Here is a 21142-nt window from a genome sequence, read left to right on the forward strand (position 1 = left end):
AATAGGTCTCAGAAAAATGTAACAAATGATGTCGCTAGACTGAACCAACTAAACCAAAGAATGCTGTTGCTGTGATCAAATCACACAACCACTAGTTTTCCTGGAGACAATAGCGCTATGGAACCACCTGATCCCATTCCGAACTCAGAAGTGAAACGTAGCTGCGCCGATGATAGTGTGGGGCCTCCCCATGTGAAAGTAGGTCATCTCCAGGGCCTAACATGAATAGCCCTCTTCAAGCGAAGAGGGCTTTTTCATTTGTCTGGGGAAATAGCATCATCATATGTCTTGATATAATATTGAAGCTTACTGAGAGCTTTTTCAAAAAAGACTGTGATGGACATCACTTGATAAAATATGATTATTTAATCTCCCATTCTGCGGGAATAAAATTTTTCATTTCATATGAATTGATGCATGATTAAGATTCTTTCCCATTTGTTAACATGAGGCAACTTCGCAAAAGTTGAGACGATTGGCAGCTTTTAGCGACAGATTAACTCATTAAAATAATAAATATTAACTCTGTCCGATTTTATATATAATTATTTCGTAACACTTAGTTAGGCAATGAACAATTTATTGTTTTCTATGAATGAGTTACTGAAATATTCTACTGTAAACTATAGATTGAGTTGTATATTTATGTATAATAAATGGCATTAATACATAATATTCTATGTATTATATAATGTGTAGTTTTGATCCAAATCAACAGGTAGTTTATGAAAATTTATTATAAGAAGTATTCTTTACTTCAGTTAGAAGGCATCTTGATGGAAGTGAGCCAAGAGATTGAAGAGCGCAAGAAGCTAGAAGCTGAAAGTATCCGTCAGAAAATTGAGAATCTGTTACAAGAGTCAGGTTTAAGTTTAGATGATGTGTATACAGAAAAAGATATGGGCGTTAGAAGTAACAAAGTGCCAATGAAATATCGTCACCCTACCGATCCGTCGATTCAATGGAGCGGACGTGGTAAAATGCCTATTTGGATGCGTGATCTCATCGAACAAGGTGCAACAAAGGATGATTTTTTAATTCGCGATTAATGATGTGAACACATCAATGCATGCCATGAAATGTGTTCAAGCGTGAATGTTTGCCCATCGAAATAATGGACGATGGGCGCTGTTTTCTCTGGCAAATAGAGTGCAAAGCTCATCTTGTCAGCATCCTGTGCTAAATATAAGGTGCCTTTCTCAAGTGCGCCATAGGCTCTATTTTGAGTCAAATCTAATGACAAACCCACTAAGCCAGATAATCCTGTGCCGGTGGCTTTAAGATAAGCTTCTTTTGCAGACCACAACTGAAAAAAACATTGCTGATAATTGTTGGCAGCTGCTAAATATGCGCGTTCATGTGCTGTGAATACTCGCTCTGCTAAGCCAGAAAAGTTGCGGCGGGTTTTGATGCACTCGATGTCGATGCCCACGCATCCCGTGTCTGTGATGACAATGGCCATCATATGATCGGTGTGGCTAATGTTAAAGTGAATGTGGGGTATCGCTTGAAAATAAGGTTTGCCATGTTCACCATAAGCAATGGACGGTAAGGCATCAATGCCAAAATGCTTGCTCAATAAATGGCGCAGCATCGCGCGACTCAGATGTAAATATTGATTGCGTCGCTCAGAAAACTGCGTCACTTGTTGTGTAGGATAATGAGTCAGTGCCCAATTGAGTGTATCAGCATTGATGGGCAACGTAATGATGCATTGCGTCATAGATTATTCAGTCAAAGCTTTGTTCCACAGCACTTCATGATCTTGTGTGTGGCAGGCAAGGGTGCGCGCGAGCACAAAAAAGTAATCGGATAAACGATTGATGTACTGAAGGATTTCAGCATTTAAAGGCTCCGCTTGATGGAGTGTCACCATCGTACGTTCTAAACGGCGCGCGACGGTTCTACACACATGAGCATGGCATGTGGGCAATGATCCGCTCGGCAAAATAAACTCTTTTAAATGGGGCAGTGCCTCATTGTAATGAACAATGCGAGTTTCTAGCCATGTGACCATTTCAGCTGTCATCATGGCATATTCAGGCATCACCAATTCACCCCCAACATTAAATAGATGGTGCTGAATGATCAATAATTCTTGATGAATCTCTCTGAGGGATTCTGGTAAATGTGCCATCAATAGCCCAACTTGGGCATTGAGCTCATCGGCTGAGCCAATGGCTTCAATGCGCGGATGATCTTTCAGGACGCGCGTTGTGCCCATCAATCCAGTTTCGCCATGATCGCCTGTTTTTGTCACAATTTTAGATAAACGACTGCCCATACATTATCCCGCATTCAAGGCATATTGCGCCACTAAACCCAAGAAAATCGCAGCACCCACCCAGTTATTATGTAAAAAGGCTTGAAAGCAGCGCAGGCGATCATGATCTTTGATCATATTAATGTGATGGATGAATAAACCCGCCACAACAGCAACTGTGCACCACCAAGGCCATGAAAAGTGTAGGTAAATGCCAAGCGTGATCAAAAGCGCAATGATCACCACTTGCATGCCGATGATGATGAAATAATCATGGGATCCAAGCAAACGTTCAAACAATAAGGCACTGGATTTAATGTTGATGGATTTGTCATCCTCACGATCACTCATGGCATATTCTGTGTCATACGCGAGGGTCCATAAAATGTTCATGGTAAAAATCAGCCAGGCCTCTAACGGGACTGAACCGGTGATTTGCATAAATGCCATCGGAATGCCAAAGGAAAATGCGATGCCTAAATGGGCTTGGGGCAGCGAGTGATAGCGTTTTGCAAATGGGTAAGAGAGCGCCAAAATCAAGGCTGGAATGGAAAGCAAAATCGTCTGCCAAGAGAGCATCAATGCCAGCAAAAATGCCACAACCACAAAAAGGAGTAACAGCTGATAAGCCTCTTTGACCGTCACACGGCGCGCGGCTAAGGGTCGATCTTTTGTGCGTTCAACATGCGGGTCAAAATCTTTATCGGCAATGTCATTCATGATGCAACCGGCTGAACGCATGATGAACACGCCAAGCACAAAGATGATTAAAATGCCAAGATCTGGCGCACCATCACTGGCAATCCACAAAGCCCAAACCGTTGGCCACAGCAATAACAGCGTGCCAATGGGTTTATCAAAGCGGATCAATTTTAAATAATCAGGAATGTGTTTGTAAGTCAGCATGGTGAATTCAACAACGATCAATGAAATGAACAAAGGATTATGATACTACATTCCACTCATGTGATGGGGAGTTTTCCCAGGTTGTTAATGTTGGGCAAACCGCTTAGAATGGCTGTCCATGCTTTATGGTGGCTTTTTTAGGAGAAATATTATGACAATGCCCAATTGCCCGAAATGTCACTCGGAATATACCTACCAAGATGGTGAGCACTATGTGTGCCCAGAATGTGCATATGAATGGTCAGATGCGGATGATGCTGAAGATGTGTTAACGGCGCGCGATGCTCATGGCAATGAACTGCATGATGGTGATTCTGTCACCGTGATTAAAGATCTCAAAGTGCGTGGTTCATCGATGGTGGTCAAACAAGGCACAATGATCAAAAACATTCGCATCGTTGAAGGCGATCACAATTTAGATTGCAAAGTGAATGGCACAAGTTTACAACTGAAATCTGAATTCATGAAAAAAGCGTAAGAAGGAGAGCACGATGACAGCACCATTTATGGGTGAGATTGATACCCAACATTTACCGTTTGGCTATGGTGAGGCGCCATTTGTCCTGTCATCGGCTCATTTGGTGCGTTTAGCAGAGCAGTGCCATTATCGCTTGCAAGGCGATCGGGTGCTCTTTGGTTTACGTGCTGCCGCAACCGATGCACCGCTTGGTCAATGGCTCAATGCCATCACTGTGCGTGAGCAAACATTAGATTATGAACACATGCGTTGCTTGATCGGCATTTGGGATCGAAAGCAGCATAAAATTGCTGTGTTTAATGGCTCGACTGTGCCACACATCAAAAATGTGCAAAAGCAGCGCCAATATCCTTTGAAAAAAATCAGCAATCAGTTGTCTCAAGGGCTGTATCACTATTTTGTGGGTGCGCATGAACCCGATGGGCGCCCAAATGAGGAAGGTGCTTTTCGTCTGACTCGCATGATTCCTGTGCCGGCTTGGCGCGACTTTGGCGAAGCTGTGATGCTTGACAGCTGCGTGCCCAATGATCACATTCATGCAGCAGGTTCAGAATCGACTGATTTTCTATCCGCAGGCTGCCAAGTGATTTCAGGCTTTCATCAAACACCGATGCCCACAGGGCAATATCAACAATTTCGTATTTTAGCTGGGCAATCTGCCGTGCCGTCAGAATTAGAGATTCATTTACCGTATCAATATTTGTTGATGCATGTGCGTCATTTGTCTGCCATTGCACAAGGTTGGCAAGCGGATCGCTTATTGATGGGCTCAGAAGGATATGAGGTACGCGCGCTTCAGGAGACATTGATCCGCCAAGGACATTTAGCCGAACCGTTGATCGATAAAGGCGTGATGAATGGCCACACCGTCAAAGCTGTGTATGATCGCCAGCTCATTGAAAATCAAGTGGCTGATGGGATTCATCGCCTTTAAATGGCGGATGATTTAAAAGATAAAAGCATCTCATAAATAAAGTACTTGCAAATAGCAATGATTATCACTATCATTTCATCAATCCAGTTGATTGAGGTTGTGTATGTATATTTGTATTTGTAATGGTATCACTGATACAGAGATTAAAGATGCAGTTGCAAACGGTGCAACACAATTGTCTGATCTCCAAATGTCTTTAGGCGTTGCCACGTGCTGCGGTAAATGCGCAGATGCAGCGTGTTCGTTCTTGCCTAATCCTGAGCCCATTCCATTGGTGGCCGCAGGGCAAGTGCAAATTTTAAAATCCGAATAAGATAAAGCCCTGAGATTCAGGGCTTTGTTGTTTGTGTGATTAGCGCATATTGTTTAAGAATTGATTCAATTCATCCGGTAAAGGTGCACTAAAAGCATAATCATACGGCGGCATGTCGATCATTAGGCTGTGAGCATGTAAAAAGATGCGGTTTAAGCCATATTGCTTCATGCGTTTGTTGGCATCAACATCCCCATAGCGATCATCCCCAAGCAATGGAAAACCTAAACTTGCGGCATGCACACGAATTTGATGCGTGCGGCCGGTAAAGAGTTCTGCTTCTAACAATGAAGATTTTGGATAATGCTCAATGATGTTAAAGCGCGTATGGGCGTCTTTCCCTTTAGGAGAAACCACCACATGACGCTCGCCGTGTTCACGGTTTTCGATGTCTAATTTGGCATGCTGATCAAAGCGGCCTTTGTCCCAAAAGCCTTTGACTAAGCACAAATAACGTTTTTTCATGGTGGCTTTTTGCAATTCGCGCAAAATCTTGCCCGTTTTTGCCAACACTAAACAGCCGCTGGTGTCTTTATCTAAGCGGTGCACCAACTCTAAAAATTCAAGTTCAGGACGCGCCGCGCGCAAGACTTCAATCACACCGTAGGGCAAACCGCTGCCTTTATGCACCGCAATGCCAGAAGGCTTATTGATGACGAGTAAACGATCATCCTCATGGATGATGCTGTTGCGTAAACGTTCTTTCCAGAAGGCAGGAATCTCATTGGCGGCTTCCGGATTGATGGAGACTGGGGGAATGCGCACCACATCGCCGACTGATAAGCGACTTTCGGGTTTGATGCGGCCTTTATTCACACGCACTTCGCCTTTGCGGATCATTTGATAGATGCGACTTTTCGGTAAGGTGCGAAATTGTGCCATTAAAAAATTGTCAACACGTTGCCCATCTTGGTGTTCATTGACAGTTTCAAAGCGGACTTGTGTGCGGGTTTCTTCAGGATTAGACATAAATTTCAGTACTCAAAATTAAGGAAGCCACCGATGACGGTGGCTTTTGTATGCGTATGAATGATTAAGGATTAATCATCAAGGGCTGCTTCAAAACCATCTTCATCGGTCGCAAGCATTATGCCATCTAGTGGGCGCGCAAGGAAGTATTCACGCACTTGATTTTCAATTGTTTGTGCAATGTCGGCATTGTCTTTTAAGAATTGTTTCACATTCTCTTTACCTTGGCCGATGCGTTTGTCACCATAGCTGTACCAAGAACCGGATTTTTCAATGATGTCTGCTTTTACAGCCAAATCAATGATTTCACCCACGCGAGAGATGCCTTCACCATACATGATGTCAAATTCTGTTTGTTTAAATGGTGGAGAGACTTTGTTTTTCACCACTTTCACACGCGTTTCTGCACCGATCACTTCATCGCCTTTTTTGATCGACCCAATGCGGCGAATGTCTAAGCGGACAGATGCATAGAATTTAAGGGCATTACCACCGGTTGTGGTTTCAGGGTTACCAAACATCACACCAATCTTCATACGAATTTGGTTGATGAAAATCACCAATGTATTGGATTTTTTGATGTTTGCGGTGAGTTTACGCAATGCTTGACTCATCAAGCGTGCTTGTAAACCCATGTGTGAATCCCCCATGTCGCCTTCGATTTCCGCTTTTGGCGTCAATGCAGCAACAGAGTCAATCACCACGATGTCAAGGGCGCCAGAGCGCACCAATGTATCGGCGATTTCAAGGGCTTGTTCACCATTGTCAGGTTGAGAAATGTAGAGGTTCTCAACATCCACGCCCAATTTAGCCGCATACACAGGATCTAACGCATGTTCAGCATCAATGAATGCTGCCATACCGCCGGCTTTTTGTGCTTCTGCAATCGCGTGTAAAGTCAATGTGGTTTTACCTGAAGATTCAGGACCATAAATTTCAATGATGCGACCACGAGGTAAACCACCAATGCCAAGGGCGATGTCTAAACCTAATGAGCCTGTGGAAACAGGGATAATGTCTGTGTTCTCAGTTTGATCGCCAAAGCGCATCACTGAGCCTTTACCAAACTGCTTATCAATTTGACCAAGCGCGGCTTGGAGTGCTTTGCGTTTATTCTCATCCATTGAAGTCACCCTTATTATTAGAAAGATTTAACAACGATTATAACATAAATATAACCAAGAAATAGTGATATTACTTTGAGTTATGTTTTATTTTTTCGATCGCTTTTGTGGTGGAGTAACCGTCCACAAAGCTTAACAATTCAACACGTCCACCATTATTGAGGACGGCGTTTGCCCCTGCAATTTGATCCACAGTGTAATCACTGCCTTTGACCAAAACATCGGGCAGCAATGCATTGATGAGGTTTTCTGGCGTCTCTTCATCAAAAATGATCACCCAATCCACGGCACTTAAAGAGGCAAGCACAGTGGCGCGGCTCTCTTGATCCATAATGGGGCGATTGTCGCCTTTCAGTGCTTTGATGGAGCGATCAGAATTGAGCGCCACAATGAGGCGATCGCCCAATTGTCTGGCTTCATTTAAATAAGTCACATGCCCTTTGTGCAAAATGTCAAAGCAGCCATTGGTCATCACGATGGTTTCATTATTGGCACGGGCGGCTTTTAACTCAGCTTGCAACTCATCGAGCGTTAAGACTAAGTGATGTGCGCGTTCAAGAGACGTGATGGCAGCATTGAGTTCATCAACCGTCACTTGTGATGCGCCAAGTTTACCCACCACAATGGAGGCGGCAATGTTGGCAATCACAGAAGCTTCCGTCAATGGTTTGCCTTCGGCGAGCATGGCGGCAAGGGTTGCAATCACAGTATCGCCAGCACCTGTGACATCATAGACATCTTGCGCTTTCGCTGGAATGGTAAAGGGCGCTTCATCGGCTTGAATGAGCGTCATGCCTTCTTCACTGCGTGTGATGAGTAGGGCAGTTAAGTCAAGTTCTGCACGCAGCGCTTCGGCTTTTTTAATGAATACTTCTTCCGTTGGACAAATGCCAACAATCGCTTCAAATTCAGAGCGATTCGGCGTCAAGAGTGTTGCGCCGCGGTATTTTGTGAAGTCCAATCCTTTTGGATCAATGATCACAGGAATATTGTGGGCTTTAGCATGTGCGATATAAGTGGCCGGATCACTCAAAAAACCTTTTTGATAATCCGATAAAATCACAATGGCCGATTGCTCAATCCATTTGAGTAAGCGCGCATGATACGCTGCATCTGTTTGATGGGTGATGCCTGCTTCCTCAAAATCACAGCGCAACATATGTTGCTGACGGCTGATGATACGAAGCTTTGTGATGGTTGGGTGTGCATGGTTTGTCCAGCATTCTGTGGGAATGTGATGCGCATCGCACAATGCCATAAAGCGCTCACCATCGGCATCATGGCCAATGGCACCGGCAAGCACCACAGATTGATCGAGTGAGCGTAAGTTTAAAGCAACGTTTGCCGCACCGCCTAAACGATCTTCTGTCTCTTGAATGTTGATGACGGGAATCGGCGCTTCAGGTGAGATGCGTTTTGCAGCGCCAAACCAATAGCGATCGAGCATTAAATCGCCAATCACAGTGATCAAAGCTTGGCTCATCATTAACCCCCAAGCACTTTAAATAGGGTTTTAAAATTTTCTGTCGTTGCATTGGCCATGGTGTCAAAGCTCACTTCTTTTAAATCCGCCAATTTTTGTGCCACGTGATGCACGCGGGTAGGGTAGTTCACTTTTCCGCGATACGGCACAGGCGTCAAATAAGGGGAATCTGTTTCCACCAATAAACGGTCGAGGGGCACTTTTTTGGCAACCTCACGCAACTCTTGTGCATTATTAAAGGTCACAATGCCTGAAAAGGAGATGTAAAAGCCCAAATCCAATGCTGCTTTTGCCATTGCCCAATTCTCAGTAAAGCAATGCATGACGCCGCCACAGCGATCGGCATGATTTTCCTTCATGATGGCAATTGTATCTTCTCTTGCATCACGTGTGTGAATGATGAGGGGTTTGTTGTGTAAATTGGCCACTTCAATTTGGCGTGCAAACAGCGTTTGCTGCTCTTGAGGATTGTCACCATAATGGTAATCAAGCCCTGTCTCACCCACTGCGATGACGCGGGAATCTTGCATAAAAGGCGCAAATTGTGCCACATCAAAATCTAAATCTTTTGCTTTAATGTCCCCGGGATGAATGCCAAAGGAGAGAAAAACATTTTCATAAGGCGCGGTTAAATCCGCCATGTTTTGCCAATCATCAGGATGCACAGCCACACACAGCATGTGGCTGATGTCCGCCTCGCGGTTCGCTTGCATCAAATGGGCAAAGTTATGGTCAAATGTGGTCAGATCAATGCGATCTAAGTGGCAATGGGAATCTATTAACATATCACTACATCGTTAAGGTAAACGGGGATTTTTTCTTGGCAGAACCCACGCATTTTTTCAAACGCTCATTTAAAGGGCCTGCATTCATACCCGTTAATTGTACACCGATCCCAGGTTTTCCTTTGCGCGAATTTTCAGTATTGATCCAAACAACTTTTGTAGCGGCAGGATTACGCTTGCCAGGATCATCCGGTAAAATCAGCGCGATGAAGATTTCATCGCCCAATTGATAATTGACAGTTTGCATCGGGATGAAGAAACCACCGCCGACCACAAAATCCATATAAACGTTGGCAACTTGTTCAAAATCTTTGAACTCTAGCTGCATTTGCTTAACACTCATATCAGCTCCTTAAGCTTTGGCATTCAATAATTGATCGATGACTTTGAGGATCTCTTCCTCTTGATACGGCTTGCCGCAATATTCATTAGCGCCAATGTCAAATGCACGCATGCGGTGCTTCTCACCTGAGCGAGATGTTACCATCATCACAGGGGTTTTCATAAGCTTTTCTGTCTCGCGGATGCGGGTTAAGACCTCAAATCCATCCATGCGCGGCATCTCAATGTCGAGCATGATTAAGTCTGGCGTGACATTGACGAGTGTTTCAATCGCCTCTAAACCATCTTTGGCTAAAATCACCTCATAACCTGCGCGTTCAAGCATGCGCTGACTGACGCGGCGCATGGTAATTGAGTCATCAACCACCATCACAAGCGGTTTGTGCGGTTGAGCTTCTTTGCTCTCTTGAATCTTCTCTTGGACATGATCGCGCTTGTGGGCTTGTTTGAAGTCCGTTTTCGTAAAGGCAGAAATGTCCACCGTGAAAATGGTTTCCCCATCTGGCGTCACTGCGCTGCCTGTTAAACCGGGAATGTGGGCGATTTGTGGATTGAGTGGATGCATGATCACCTCAAGCTGCGAGATGATGGATTCAGCGCCGAGCGCAATCGGCTGGCCATTGAATTCAAAGAGCAGATAAATATAGTTTAAATGACCAGCATGGGCGCCTGAATAGATGCGGTCAAGGTCATAGACATCATATTTTTCATTGTGATAAACAAAGTGCGTGCGCTTGCGATCAAAGATCACATCTTTCTCTTGCGTCACGCCAATGATGTCATCAATCGGAATGGCATATTTTTGTCCATCTGCGCTCACGATCAAGGATTGCACAATCATTAAGGTGGCAGGAATGGATATTTTAAAGGTCACACCTTGATTGGGCACAAAGGATAATTCTGCATTGCCTTTGAGGATCGTCATCGCTTTGGCTAAAACATCGAGCCCCACGCCGCGCCCTGCATCTTGCGAGAGTTTAGTGGCAGTGGTAAAGCCTGGCAACATGATCAAATTCACCAGATCATGATCTGTTAAGGTGTGCGCTTCTGTCACCAATCCTTGTGCAATGGCCTTTTCACGGATTTTTTCCACATTAAAACCGCGGCCATCATCACTGATTTCAATCGACAAATCAGAGCCGGTTTTCATGACGCGTAACGTGATGGTGCCATTCGGTGATTTGCCTGCATTGATGCGCTCTTCAGGTGATTCAATGCCATGGACAATGGCGTTGCGGATCATGTGTTCAAAGGCCGCGGTCATTTGCTCAAGCACCAAGCGCTCCACCTGCGTATCGGCGCCAATGGCCACTAAATCCACCTGTTTATTGTTAGATTTACTCACCTGACGCACGATGCGGCGTAAACGCGGCACAATGTGATTAAAGCTCACTGTACCGATGTCGGTTAAGGTGTCTGAAATCAACGTCTGATTGCCGGAGAATTTCGACAAAGACGCATTCATGGATTCTACAGATTCAGCAATGTGGCGGTGGAATTCGTTCACATCTTCAATCGATTCAGAGATCGAGCGCGCCAAATGCTGTAATTCAGAGAATTGATCAAGTTCTAATGGGTCAAAACTCTCTTTATTTTGTGAGGCTTTGGCATGGCGAGAGATCATTTGTGCTTCTGTTTCAATCTCAATGTTTCGCGCCGTCATATTCAGATATTGCATGGTGCGCGTCAGCTCAGAGAGCGTATTGATGATGCTAGAAACGGCATTATTATACTGCGTGGTGAGGATGTTATTTTCAGAGACTTTTTCACTGATGCGTGATAACTGCATCGGCGTGATTTTTAAGGTACTGAGTTCTGCCTGTGCAGCAATGGCCGTTTGTTCAGAAACCACGGTGGCATTGCTCTCTGTGATGACCTCGCCTTCAATGTTCATCTCGGGCGGATTCTCATGGCCAAGGAGCAGATGAAGGGCAGAGAGAAGGTTAAAGCCTTCGCGATCTAAAGTTTTTGCGGGGCTTTCAAGCAACACTTGCAAATGATCAAGGGCGCGCTGTAACACTTCAAATCGTTTAGGATCGGAGTCAAAGAGCGTGATGTAATTGGCGTCTAACAAGGATTCAAGGGCATGACTGAGCTGACCTAAGCCCTCTTTGCCCACCATGCGCGCACCTCCTTTTAAGGTGTGCATTTGGCGGCGCAATTCAGAAATGAGATCCGATTGTGGGTTAAAGTTTTCGCCTTGCCACGCTTGAATGAGTTCATCGGCCTGTTCAAGCACTTCATGGGCTTCTTCTGTGAAGGCTTGCATGATTTCAGGGTCAATTTCTTCTTGCGTCTCTGCGATGGGTTGTGGCGCAGGCGATGCCTCGGCTTGCTCGATGGTTAAAATCGGCTTTTGCAACTCATCGATGTAGTTTTGCGCGATTTTTGCATCAATGGTATTGGTTTTGATGATGGTTAAAACGGCCGTCAGCACTTTACCCCAGAAGATCAAACGTTCATCTAATGGTGTCAAGCCATGGGCACGGAACAAGAGTAGATGCTTATGATAGGCTGAAATGAGGGATTGATGCAGCGGAAATTCTTGTGAGAAATTCGGATGCAACAAACATAAGCCCACATCTTGGCTGTAGCGTTTTAAGGTTGAGTAGGTACGCGTTTCGCACTTGGTGAAGCCTGAGATCAGTTTTTGGCTGAGTTCTTCATTGGTGAGATTGAGCTCTTCATCATGAAGCTTATAGTCACGCTCATGCATTTCGCTCTGTTCGATCACGCTTTGAATGTTCTCAAACATCGCTTGACGTTTTTCTGAGATGAGGTCCTCTGTGGAGGCAGGGTTTGGATCGGTTTCAGCCTCGTTGATGACTTCTGGCACGATGCTGACAACAGGCGGCGCGACATTTAAAAACGCTGATAAATCCCCTTTGTGGGCTAAGAGCATGTTGCCTTGATTGAGTAAGCGCGCAATCTCTTCATCTGGCACGGTTTGATTGGAAATTTGTGCCTTCACCATCAAGTAAATGTCCGCTAAATGCGCGGTGGTGGCGGGTGTTAATTTATGGGCGCCCGATAGGATTTTATCCAACAATTTTTCTGCCGTGCCTGTGATTTCACCAAGCACATTGAGCCCGATCATGCGGGCATTGCCTTTAATGGTATGAAAGGCGCGGCGTGCACGTTCAAAATCACTTTGTGTGGCGGCATCTTTTAAGAAAGCGCTTGAAACATCATTGAGGGCAGGCAAAATTTCGCGCTGCGTCTCTTCGAGCATGTTCTCTTTGAGTACCACAACTAAATCTTCATCTAATTGTGCGGCTTCAGAAGGTTCTGCTTCAGCGCTGCCTTCAAGGTGATAAGGTGACACATATCCAAAAGGAATGGCATCAAAGTTTTCAAAGTGCTCTGTGGTGTCATTGCTAGCGACGGGCGCGGGTTCAATGGCCTCAGAGGGCATTGAGACATCGGCAGGATCGACCTGACCTTTGTGATCAATCAAATATTGGGCTTGATAGGCAATGCGTTCAAGCTCTGTGGTGTCTTCGGATGGATGGGCGATCAATGCACGAATGGCATCATAGCCATCTAATGCATGATGTAAAATGGCGTCACTGAAAGGATAATGATTATCACGCACACCATTGATGACGCGTTCAACTTGCCAACCGATCTCGCCAATGATGGGCATTGATGCGGTGTAACCGCTGCCTTTTAATGTATGGAAACAGCGGCGAAGATCCAAAATATCGGTTTCTTTATAAGGATTGGCACGTAGATTTTGTACGGCAATTTCAATCAGCGGGAAGATCTCATCTTCAGACTCTTCTAAGAAGCTCTCTTTCAGTTCTGCGATCAATTCATCATCGTATTGAGGGCACTCTTTAAAGGTTGGCATTAATCGGCCAGCGATGTAATAAGGATGCTTGGTGTGTTCAGAGATTGTGCTGACAGCTGTGTCAACCATCGATGGCGCCTCAACAACTGGTGCAGCCTTTTGAATGTAGGCATTCAGTATTCCTCTCAACTCAGTGTGTAAAGCGGATAAAACGCGCGCAGCATTTTGTGCATTTTCCTCATCAATGAAGCGTTCACAAAGCGTCAGTGTGGCATCGGATGGCACAAATAGGAGTTTTGATTGCGCAGCACTCACTAAATCATGTACATCTTTGAGATATTTTGTGTTCTCTTTAGGCGCATTTTTCAAGCGTTCAATGGCATCAAAATAACGCTTGTGCGTCATTAAGGATTGGCGATCCGCAAGATCTGTCGCAAAGTGATCCCCAAAGCCATAATGGTGAAGGGCAGCTGAATGCTCAAAGAAGTCCACCAATTGAATGACGGCAATCAATTGCTGTTCGGGGGATGCATGATGGATATCGGGAGCATCGGGATAGATGTCGGACAATGCCGCATGATAAGGGGCAAGCAGTGCCTTAGCATCTTCTGGCAATTGTCCTTGCGTATTGATCTCTAAAATCAATTTTTGTAACACATCGATGGGCAGATCATGAAGGGCAGCATCGATCGGTGCAGGCGCTGCGATGACCTCAGGGGCACTTTCGATCGTTTCCACAACGGCTTGACGCACAGGCGGTACCATTGGGGCAATGTTGAGGGCATCAAAGTGTGCAACCATGGCTTCACTGCTTGGGAAATGACCCTGCTCGATCTGTTTAAGGCATTGGATGAGGGCATGAATCCGCTTTTGCTCATTGTGCTGAAAATAACGCTGATCACGGCGCTGATGAAAGGCATAAAAGCGCTGCCAAATCGCGGCATGTTCAGGATCATGTTCAATGAGTTGAAGGAGTGATTCGATGTCAAATGAATCCACAGCTTGTTGGTTTTTTTCCGAGGACGAGGTGCTCCAAATCTTACGAATTAAAAATGCTCGTAAACGTTTAACTGCTGTTGTTAACTCATCACGCAATGCTGCCATTGATTAGTTCCTATGTTCGATGTGAAGGGGCAAATGCCCCTTTGGATGCTCAATTGATTTATTTGATTTTAAAGCCACTGATGGATTCGCGTAACTCATTGGCCAATTCGTTGATTTTTTCAACTGAACGATTGGTGATTTGTGTGCTCGTTACGTTTTGTTCCGTCAATTTTTTGATGGAGTCAATGCTGTCTTTCATTTTGTTACCTAATGAGGAAACTTCGCGTGAAGATTTAGAGACGTTTTGAATCATAGAAGCCAATTGTGTGGAAACCGATTCAATTTCGTTCAAGGATTCACCTGCGCGTTCTGCTAAGTTCGCACCATTGACCACTTCACTGGTGCTTTTTTCCATCGCAAAGATCGCTTCGTTGGTATCAGTTTGGATCGCTTTAACGATGTTTTCAACGCGGCGTGTTGCGTTACCCGTACGTTCAGCTAAGCGTTGGATTTCATCGGCAACCACTGCAAAGCCTCGGCCAGCATCACCGGCTGCCGCCGCTTGAATGGAGGCGTTCAATGCGAGAATGTGCGTTTGGTCCGCGATGTCGTTGATGAGTTCAACAATGTCCCCAATCTCTTGAGACGATTCACCTAAGCGTTTGATGCGTTTAGACGTTTCTTGGATGTGATCACGAATTTGATCCATACCAGAAATGGTTGAACGCACACGTTCAGAACCGGAGCGCGCCACTTCTGTGGAGCTCATCGCAATGTCAACCGCAGAGGATGTTTGATCCGATACATCGATCATTGCTTCTGTGACGTGAATCACGGTGTTTGATGCCTCTGCAATACGGCGTGCCTGTTCTGTGGAGGCATTGATCAAGTCTTCTGCCACCGTTGATGAATCGCCAACAGCTTCAGAGAGTTTCTTTGTGGATTGATTCACCATTGATACAAGGTTACGAAGCTCTTCAACGGAGTAGTTAAAGGAGTCTGCGAGTGTGCCTGTGATGTCATCGGAGACTTGGGCTTGTACCGTCAAGTCACCTTCAGAGAGGGCTTGAATCACTTCTAAAAATTCAAGTAAAGCTTGCTGCGTGTGCTGCTGTGCGTGTAAAGATTGTGTGTCTTCCACAGAAACGGCGTTGTTATTGCGGGACATTAACACCAATAAAATCAACAAGCTCAATGCTGCCAATCCCCATAAAATGTAGATGGTATAGCTTGGCAATTGAAGGCCGTGAAATTCTACAGTGTCAGACTCTTGTTTAAGGCTTTGATTGACGTTCGCTAAGCTCTGATTTTGTGCCTGTAGGCTTTGTTGAAGCTCTGCTAAAGCTTCGATGGCTTGCTCATCGTTGTCAGATTTGATGGCATTGAGCAATTTGACGGTATTTTTCTCATTTAAATGGCTGCTCGTCAATTGAGATTGCAAAATGCTGTTGCGATTTTCGTAGGTTTCATCATGTTGACTCATCATGAGTGCAATGCTAAGACCTGTAAACACAACCAATGCAATGGCGCACAGAATGTGGGGAATGTGGGTGGAAAAGAAACTGTTGGATTTGGACATGGTTGCTTGCCTCATTAAATTAAACGTGATCTATAGGAGTTCTGGGTGCATAAATTGTGGATGATCGATCAATTTGGTGAGGTTGATATTGTATAGATAACCCTCATCGATCTCATACATCCCTTGAACAATCTCAGGCACGCCTGAAAATTCAGGCGGCAATTGATGCGCTTCTTGTTGCGTTGCGCGGATGACACGAATCCCCATCAAACGATTGACTTTAATGCCAAACTGCCACTCATTTTTCTGAATGATTAAAATGTTGTTTTTATGCTGTTCAGAAGAGCGGTTGATGATGGATTGATTGGAAAACTTTAAAATGTCTGTCACGGGGACGATGTTCCCGCGCAACTGAATCGTGCCCACTAACCACTCTTTCGTCAAGGGCACAGGTGCAGGTTTAATGCCTTGGACCACTTCTGAGATGTCATCAATCTTGGTGATGCACAGAATGTTATCGATGGTGTAAACGATGCCTCTAATGTTCATGCGTCAGCCTTTATGCGGTTAAATTGAGAGAAGTCAATAGATCGGTTAATAACTCCGCCTTACAAGGCTTGCCTAAAAAGCCCACGGCGCCTAATGTTTGCGCGCGCATGCGGTCACAAATGCCTTCTTTACCAGATAAAATGATGACGGGGATCTTTTGTGTGGTTGAGTGCTGTTTGAGCAAAGAGAGCACATCGGTGCCTTCTAAAACGGGCATCGAGAGATCTAATAAAATCACATCCGGTTGAACGCTGAGCACACGCTCAAGGGCATCTAAGCCATTGTTGGCCGTATGCGCGGTGTAGCCCAAATTTTGGAGCATGTTTTTAATGCCGATTCTAGCTGTTGCACTATCATCTATAATTAATGCTGTTTTATTCATTATGTACTCGCAACCTGAAATTTCATCGCAATATTATACGTGATTTAAATGGATTTGGTATAAAGCAAACATATGGATATAAATGTCATTATCGAATGTTTGTGGTTTATATTATACTACTCGATCGATATAAAAAAGTGATGACGGAAATGTTGGACCCTTGTATTACTGTTGACAATGTGACGGTGAGTTATCATCGTCATCCTGTGGTGCACCATGTGAGTGTAGATTTTCCCTGTGGTTATACCAATGCGATCATTGGCCCAAATGGTGCAGGTAAAAGCACACTTTTAAAAGTGATGATGGGCATGCTTGCGCCCGATGAAGGCAAAGTCACCTTCCATCATGATGAAACGGTGAGCTATTTGCCGCAGCAATCAGACATTGACCGATCATTGCCCATTACCGTTGAAGATTTAGTGGCCACGGGCTTTTTGGCGCACGGCTCATTATTTGCTAAAATCACTAAATCGGCGATGGCAAAAGTGGCAGAAGCTCTGGCCATTGTGGGTTTAACGGGCTTTGAAAACCGCACCATTAATAATTTATCAAATGGACAATTTCAGCGTGCGCTTTTTGCGCGCATCATTGTGCAAGATGCCGATGTGATTTTATTAGATGAGCCCTTTAATGCGGTGGATGCAAAAACAAATTTGGATTTATGCAGCGTCATTAACAATTGGCGCAAACAGGGCAAAACAGTGATTGCGGTGATTCATGATTTTCATGTGGCTAAAGAGCATTTTGATTACACATTAATGATGGCGTGTGAGAAAGTGGCATTTGGCGCAACAAAAGCAGTATTAACCGAACAAAATTTTGAAAAAGCCTATTCAGCCTCCCTCTATTGGGATGATCATGCGGATGTTTGTTCAACACCTCAATCGGGAGAATCATAAAACATGTGGGATTTTTTCATCACGCCTTTCATCACGTTTCCCTTTATGCAGCGCGCATTGTTAGCCTCTTTGATGGTGGCGATCTCATCGGGCATTGTGGGCAGCTTTTTGGTGATGCGCCGCATGAGTTTGGTGGGGGATGCTTTAAGTCACGGCATTTTGCCGGGGATTGCATTGGGCTTTATGTTTTATGGTTTTAATCTTGTGGCGATGGGCATTGGCGGCGTGATTGCTGGTGCACTCATTGCACTGTTGGCTTTTGTGGTGTCGCGCTTTACAAAGCTTAATGAGGATGCAAGCTTTGCGGCGTTTTATTTGATCTCATTGGCCATTGGCGTTGTGATCATCTCAAAAATTGGCTCCCAAGTGGATTTATTGCACATTTTATTTGGCTCAGTGTTAACCATTGATAACGCAATGTTGGTCTTTTTATGGGCGATCATGTGCATCACGCTGTTAGCCGTTGCGATCATTTATCGCCCGCTCGTGCTGTTCATCATTGACCCGATTTTTTTACAATCCATGAAGATTCGCGGCATCAGTTATTACGCCATTTTCTTATTCATCGTGGTGATTAATCTCATCGCAGGCTTTCAGGCGCTCGGCTCATTGATGGCGGTGGGATTATTGATGCTGCCGGTCATTATTGGGCAATTATGGGTGCGATCCATTGAAGGATTATTCATCGTGATCGTCATTTTAGGCTTTTTGATCGCATACTTTGGTTTGTTGTCCTCATTTTATTTAGATGTGCCAAGTGGACCTGCCATCATTGGCGTGGCGGGCATCATCTACTTTTTTTCACTGCTCTTTGGTCGATCAGGGGGCATTTTAACGCGAGTGTTTCGTTTAAAACACAAAACCGCGTAGGAGATGACATGATCACAATTCAATATTTTGGTGTGTTAAAAGATCGTTTAGGTGTGACAGAAGAGTCCATCGAATGGGCAAATGGTGACACGGATGCATTATTAAATGCGCTGCGTGCCAGAAGTGATGAATGGCAAGCGGCATTGGCGCCAGAGCGCGTGTTTCGTGTGGTGGTCAATGATGAGATCATTTATCAAGCCACCAACATTCAATCTGGGGATCGCGTGGCGATTTTACCGCCTGTGACAGGAGGCTAAATGTTTACGGTGGTGATTCAAACGGAAAAATTTGTCCATGATGATGAATTGGCGCGATTGATGAAAGATGCCCATAACATTGGCGCATCAAGCAGCTTTGTGGGTTATGTGCGTGGGCATGATCATGCCAAAGATTTGCGTGCACTCTTTTTAGAGCATTATGCAGGGCTGACGGAGCGCGAGATTTTACGCATCATTGAGATTGCCAAAACGCGCTGGCCGATTACCGGTTGCCGTGTGGTGCATCGCGTGGGGGAAATCCCTGTGGGTGAACCGATTGTATTAGTGGCAACGATTGCGTCACATCGTGAAGCGGCGTTTCATGCCACAGAATTCATCATGGATTATCTCAAGGCAGATGCACCTTTTTGGAAAAAAGAGGTGTTTAACGACAACACAGATCACTGGGTGGAAGCAAAAGTGAGTGATCAACAGCGTAAGCAGCGTTGGCATGAGTAGAATCATCGGGCTCATTTTATCAGGTGGCGCAGGCAGCCGTTTAGGTGGCGTTAATAAAGGCTTGGTGGACATTGCCGGTAAACCTTTGGCGGCGCATGTGTATGACCGCCTTGCGCCGCAGGTGGATGTGGTGTATTTATCCGCGAATCATGATCAAGCTGAGTATCGAAACATTTGCGTAAACATCATTGAAGATCAGCCTGAATTTTATCGTGATGGGCCGCTGGCGGGCTTACAAAGTTTAATCCCGTATGTGGATGCCGATGATCTCATTCAAGTGGTGACTTGTGATTTACCGCTGTTGCCGCGTGATTTAGTGGCTGTGCAGCAAGATTATTTACGCACGCATCAACTTGATGCGGTGTGGCCATCTGATGGCGAGCGTGATCATTATGGTGTATTGATGGTCAAGGGGCGATGTTTACCGGAGCTGACGCAATTATTGAGAAATCAGAAACGTAGAATTCGCGATTTTTTAACACAAATGAACAGCGGTGCTGTGCCGTTTGCCGATCCGACAGCCTTTATCAATGGCAATGATTCGGCGGCGCTTGAGCGCATCGCAACAATTTTAAAGGACAAAACATGTTAGATTTTCATGTCGCACTCGAAGAATTGGCAAAAGCGGTTCAGTTGCCATCTAAAACTCGTCAAGCTTCATTGGTGGACAGTTTAGGCCATTATGTGAGCGAAGATTTAGTGGCGCATTATGATGCACCGCTCTTTGATAACAGCGCGATGGATGGTTACGCCGTGTGTGATCCGAATGGCGATTTATTAGCGTTTAAAGTGATCGGGCGCATTGCTGCTGGTGATTTAGCACCGATGACATTGCAAGCAGGGGAAGCGGTGCGTATTTTTACAGGCGCACCCACGCCAAAAGGCGCCACCACGGTGATCATGCAAGAGCATGTCGAACGTGTGGCAGATGAGATCCATTTAGCCGAGCCTTATCGCGTGAATATGAACATTCGTTATCAGGGCGAAGAGGTGAAAAAGGGCGATTTATTGTTGGCAAAACACCGCGAAATGACGGCAGCCACGATCGCTTTATGTGCATCCCAAGGTTATGCCACGATTCCCGTGTTTGATGGATTGTCAATTGCCGTCTTATCCACAGGCAGCGAATTGATTCCCCAAGAAACAGCATTGAGCCCTGGCAAAATTTATGATGCCAACCGCTTTATGCTTCAAGCATGGTTGAAAAAACAACATCATGTGTTTGATGGCGGCATCATTAAAGACAATTATGAAGAAACCAAAGCCACGTTGCTTGCATTAGCAGCGCAGCATGATGTCATTTTATTAAGTGGCGGCGCTTCAGTGGGGGAAGAAGATCACGTGGGCAAAGCCATTGCAGAAGTGGGCGAACTCAACGGTTGGAAGATTGCCATTAAACCCGGCAAACCTTTTGGTTGGGGCAAAATTGGCAATGCGCATGTCTTTATGTTGCCGGGCAATCCTGTCTCTGCGTATGTGACGTTTTATCTCTTCGTCTATCCATTTTTACAGCAGAGTATTGGCGCAACCGCTGCCACTTTTATGAAAGGCACTGCCCATTTTGAGCGCGAAAAATTAGAGCCGCGCCGCGAATTCTTGCGTGGCATGTACACAGAGAATCCGAATGGCGGCTTTGATTTGACGATTGCTAAAGGGCAGGGCTCTGCAATGCTATCAGGCTTAGCCGTGGCCAATTGCTTAATTGAAATCACGCCAAATACGGCCGTCAGCGAAGGCATGACCCTTAATTTTTATCCCATTCATTAATATAAA

General features: G+C 45.2%; 22 protein-coding genes and 1 rRNA gene. 11 read left to right on the forward strand and 12 right to left on the reverse strand.

Going from position 1 to position 21142, the window contains the following annotated elements:
• Positions 1 to 99 precede the first annotated feature (99 nt).
• Positions 100 to 215, forward strand: a 5S ribosomal RNA gene (gene rrf, locus B143_RS0104440).
• Positions 216 to 725: 510 nt separating this feature from the next.
• Positions 726 to 1049, forward strand: coding sequence for an H-NS histone family protein (locus B143_RS0104450; protein ID WP_018122371.1), 324 nt, complete (start codon positions 726 to 728; stop codon positions 1047 to 1049).
• Here B143_RS0104450 and B143_RS0104455 read toward each other — a convergent pair.
• From B143_RS0104455 to ubiA, 3 genes are read right to left on the reverse strand one after another with little or no spacing between them, the layout of a single operon-like run.
• Entirely contained in the window at positions 1046 to 1723 is a 678-nt protein-coding gene (locus tag B143_RS0104455) for a 4'-phosphopantetheinyl transferase family protein (protein ID WP_018122372.1), read from the reverse strand. The genes B143_RS0104450 and B143_RS0104455 overlap by 4 nt on opposite strands.
• Before the next feature lie 3 nt (positions 1724 to 1726).
• Complete coding sequence (locus B143_RS0104460) at positions 1727 to 2284, reverse strand: cob(I)yrinic acid a,c-diamide adenosyltransferase (RefSeq protein ID WP_018122373.1); 558 nt, start codon at positions 2282 to 2284, stop codon at positions 1727 to 1729.
• Positions 2285 to 2287: 3 nt separating this feature from the next.
• Positions 2288 to 3169 carry a 4-hydroxybenzoate octaprenyltransferase gene (gene ubiA / locus B143_RS0104465; protein WP_026165707.1) on the reverse strand — a complete coding sequence of 294 codons (882 nt, stop codon included), beginning with the start codon at positions 3167 to 3169 and terminating at the stop codon, positions 2288 to 2290.
• Positions 3170 to 3320: 151 nt separating this feature from the next.
• On the opposite strand from ubiA, the gene B143_RS0104470 reads away from it, so the two are divergent.
• From B143_RS0104470 to B143_RS0104480, 3 genes are all read left to right on the forward strand, one after another.
• Positions 3321 to 3647: a zinc ribbon domain-containing protein YjdM gene (locus B143_RS0104470; RefSeq protein ID WP_018122375.1), complete on the forward strand. Its 327-nt coding sequence runs from the start codon at positions 3321 to 3323 to the stop codon at positions 3645 to 3647.
• A 13-nt stretch (positions 3648 to 3660) separates the two neighbouring features.
• Positions 3661 to 4581: a hypothetical protein gene (locus tag B143_RS0104475; RefSeq protein ID WP_018122376.1), complete on the forward strand. Its 921-nt coding sequence runs from the start codon at positions 3661 to 3663 to the stop codon at positions 4579 to 4581.
• A 103-nt stretch (positions 4582 to 4684) separates the two neighbouring features.
• Positions 4685 to 4894, forward strand: a complete 210-nt coding sequence (locus tag B143_RS0104480; RefSeq protein WP_008316800.1) for a bacterioferritin-associated ferredoxin — start codon at positions 4685 to 4687, stop codon at positions 4892 to 4894.
• Positions 4895 to 4933: 39 nt separating this feature from the next.
• On the opposite strand, the gene B143_RS0104485 is transcribed toward B143_RS0104480, so the two are convergent.
• The 9 genes from B143_RS0104485 to B143_RS0104525 all read right to left on the reverse strand — a co-directional run bounded on the left by B143_RS0104485 (position 4934) and on the right by B143_RS0104525 (position 16884).
• Entirely contained in the window at positions 4934 to 5863 is a 930-nt protein-coding gene (locus B143_RS0104485; protein ID WP_008316801.1) for an RluA family pseudouridine synthase, read from the reverse strand.
• A 71-nt stretch (positions 5864 to 5934) separates the two neighbouring features.
• Positions 5935 to 6987, reverse strand: coding sequence for a recombinase RecA (gene recA, locus B143_RS0104490; RefSeq protein ID WP_008316802.1), 1053 nt, complete (start codon positions 6985 to 6987; stop codon positions 5935 to 5937).
• Positions 6988 to 7057: 70 nt separating this feature from the next.
• Complete coding sequence (gene hldE, locus B143_RS0104495) at positions 7058 to 8473, reverse strand: bifunctional D-glycero-beta-D-manno-heptose-7-phosphate kinase/D-glycero-beta-D-manno-heptose 1-phosphate adenylyltransferase HldE (RefSeq protein WP_018122377.1); 1416 nt, start codon at positions 8471 to 8473, stop codon at positions 7058 to 7060.
• A complete protein-coding gene (locus tag B143_RS0104500) occupies positions 8473 to 9255 on the reverse strand; it encodes a TatD family hydrolase (protein ID WP_018122378.1) in 783 nt (260 codons plus the stop codon). Before B143_RS0104500 ends, hldE begins: the two co-directional genes overlap by 1 nt.
• Positions 9256 to 9259: 4 nt before the next feature.
• A complete protein-coding gene (locus B143_RS0104505; RefSeq protein WP_008316807.1) occupies positions 9260 to 9598 on the reverse strand; it encodes a PilZ domain-containing protein in 339 nt (112 codons plus the stop codon).
• A 9-nt stretch (positions 9599 to 9607) separates the two neighbouring features.
• Positions 9608 to 14494, reverse strand: a complete 4887-nt coding sequence (locus B143_RS0104510; RefSeq protein ID WP_018122379.1) for an Hpt domain-containing protein — start codon at positions 14492 to 14494, stop codon at positions 9608 to 9610.
• Between the two features lie 58 nt (positions 14495 to 14552).
• Positions 14553 to 16013: a methyl-accepting chemotaxis protein gene (locus B143_RS0104515; protein ID WP_018122380.1), complete on the reverse strand. Its 1461-nt coding sequence runs from the start codon at positions 16011 to 16013 to the stop codon at positions 14553 to 14555.
• 30 nt (positions 16014 to 16043) lie between these two features.
• Positions 16044 to 16502: a chemotaxis protein CheW gene (locus B143_RS0104520; RefSeq protein ID WP_008316814.1), complete on the reverse strand. Its 459-nt coding sequence runs from the start codon at positions 16500 to 16502 to the stop codon at positions 16044 to 16046.
• A gap of 10 nt (positions 16503 to 16512) precedes the next feature.
• Positions 16513 to 16884 carry a response regulator gene (locus B143_RS0104525; protein WP_008316815.1) on the reverse strand — a complete coding sequence of 124 codons (372 nt, stop codon included), beginning with the start codon at positions 16882 to 16884 and terminating at the stop codon, positions 16513 to 16515.
• Positions 16885 to 17033: 149 nt separating this feature from the next.
• On the opposite strand from B143_RS0104525, the gene B143_RS0104530 reads away from it, so the two are divergent.
• The 6 genes from B143_RS0104530 to B143_RS0104555 are packed head-to-tail and all read left to right on the forward strand — an operon-like array spanning position 17034 to position 21136.
• A complete protein-coding gene (locus B143_RS0104530) occupies positions 17034 to 17783 on the forward strand; it encodes a metal ABC transporter ATP-binding protein (protein WP_018122381.1) in 750 nt (249 codons plus the stop codon).
• A gap of 3 nt (positions 17784 to 17786) precedes the next feature.
• Complete coding sequence (locus B143_RS0104535) at positions 17787 to 18653, forward strand: metal ABC transporter permease (RefSeq protein WP_008316818.1); 867 nt, start codon at positions 17787 to 17789, stop codon at positions 18651 to 18653.
• 8 nt (positions 18654 to 18661) lie between these two features.
• Positions 18662 to 18910 (forward strand): MoaD/ThiS family protein, encoded by a 249-nt coding sequence (locus B143_RS0104540; RefSeq protein WP_018122382.1) that lies wholly within the window; start codon positions 18662 to 18664, stop codon positions 18908 to 18910.
• Positions 18911 to 19369, forward strand: a complete 459-nt coding sequence (locus B143_RS0104545; protein ID WP_018122383.1) for a molybdenum cofactor biosynthesis protein MoaE — start codon at positions 18911 to 18913, stop codon at positions 19367 to 19369.
• Complete coding sequence (gene mobA, locus B143_RS0104550; RefSeq protein ID WP_018122384.1) at positions 19362 to 19961, forward strand: molybdenum cofactor guanylyltransferase; 600 nt, start codon at positions 19362 to 19364, stop codon at positions 19959 to 19961. Before B143_RS0104545 ends, mobA begins: the two co-directional genes overlap by 8 nt.
• Positions 19955 to 21136: a molybdopterin molybdotransferase MoeA gene (locus B143_RS0104555; protein WP_018122385.1), complete on the forward strand. Its 1182-nt coding sequence runs from the start codon at positions 19955 to 19957 to the stop codon at positions 21134 to 21136. The genes mobA and B143_RS0104555 overlap by 7 nt, the downstream gene beginning before the upstream one ends.
• Positions 21137 to 21142 lie beyond the last annotated feature (6 nt).

Source organism: Wohlfahrtiimonas chitiniclastica DSM 18708, from assembly GCF_000375345.1.
In the GTDB taxonomy this organism is placed as follows: Bacteria; Pseudomonadota; Gammaproteobacteria; order Cardiobacteriales; family Wohlfahrtiimonadaceae; genus Wohlfahrtiimonas; species Wohlfahrtiimonas chitiniclastica.

Bases quoted from the DNA above. Each gene is read 5' to 3' on its own strand.
- B143_RS0104525 (WP_008316815.1), bottom strand. From the start codon at position 16,884: ATGAATAAAACAGCATTAATTATAGATGATAGTGCAACAGCTAGAATC.
- B143_RS0104485 (WP_008316801.1), bottom strand. From the start codon at position 5,863: ATGTCTAATCCTGAAGAAACCCGCACACAAGTCCGCTTTGAAACTGTC.
- mobA (WP_018122384.1), top strand. From the start codon at position 19,362: ATGAGTAGAATCATCGGGCTCATTTTATCAGGTGGCGCAGGCAGCCGT.
- B143_RS0104540 (WP_018122382.1), top strand. From the start codon at position 18,662: ATGATCACAATTCAATATTTTGGTGTGTTAAAAGATCGTTTAGGTGTG.
- B143_RS0104555 (WP_018122385.1), top strand. From the start codon at position 19,955: ATGTTAGATTTTCATGTCGCACTCGAAGAATTGGCAAAAGCGGTTCAG.
- B143_RS0104475 (WP_018122376.1), top strand. From the start codon at position 3,661: ATGACAGCACCATTTATGGGTGAGATTGATACCCAACATTTACCGTTT.
- B143_RS0104450 (WP_018122371.1), top strand. From the start codon at position 726: ATGAAAATTTATTATAAGAAGTATTCTTTACTTCAGTTAGAAGGCATC.
- B143_RS0104470 (WP_018122375.1), top strand. From the start codon at position 3,321: ATGACAATGCCCAATTGCCCGAAATGTCACTCGGAATATACCTACCAA.
- hldE (WP_018122377.1), bottom strand. From the start codon at position 8,473: ATGATGAGCCAAGCTTTGATCACTGTGATTGGCGATTTAATGCTCGAT.
- recA (WP_008316802.1), bottom strand. From the start codon at position 6,987: ATGGATGAGAATAAACGCAAAGCACTCCAAGCCGCGCTTGGTCAAATT.
- B143_RS0104510 (WP_018122379.1), bottom strand. From the start codon at position 14,494: ATGGCAGCATTGCGTGATGAGTTAACAACAGCAGTTAAACGTTTACGA.
- B143_RS0104480 (WP_008316800.1), top strand. From the start codon at position 4,685: ATGTATATTTGTATTTGTAATGGTATCACTGATACAGAGATTAAAGAT.
- B143_RS0104500 (WP_018122378.1), bottom strand. From the start codon at position 9,255: ATGTTAATAGATTCCCATTGCCACTTAGATCGCATTGATCTGACCACA.
- B143_RS0104455 (WP_018122372.1), bottom strand. From the start codon at position 1,723: ATGACGCAATGCATCATTACGTTGCCCATCAATGCTGATACACTCAAT.
- B143_RS0104460 (WP_018122373.1), bottom strand. From the start codon at position 2,284: ATGGGCAGTCGTTTATCTAAAATTGTGACAAAAACAGGCGATCATGGC.
- B143_RS0104530 (WP_018122381.1), top strand. From the start codon at position 17,034: ATGTTGGACCCTTGTATTACTGTTGACAATGTGACGGTGAGTTATCAT.
- ubiA (WP_026165707.1), bottom strand. From the start codon at position 3,169: ATGCTGACTTACAAACACATTCCTGATTATTTAAAATTGATCCGCTTT.
- B143_RS0104505 (WP_008316807.1), bottom strand. From the start codon at position 9,598: ATGAGTGTTAAGCAAATGCAGCTAGAGTTCAAAGATTTTGAACAAGTT.
- B143_RS0104545 (WP_018122383.1), top strand. From the start codon at position 18,911: ATGTTTACGGTGGTGATTCAAACGGAAAAATTTGTCCATGATGATGAA.
- B143_RS0104515 (WP_018122380.1), bottom strand. From the start codon at position 16,013: ATGTCCAAATCCAACAGTTTCTTTTCCACCCACATTCCCCACATTCTG.
- B143_RS0104535 (WP_008316818.1), top strand. From the start codon at position 17,787: ATGTGGGATTTTTTCATCACGCCTTTCATCACGTTTCCCTTTATGCAG.
- B143_RS0104520 (WP_008316814.1), bottom strand. From the start codon at position 16,502: ATGAACATTAGAGGCATCGTTTACACCATCGATAACATTCTGTGCATC.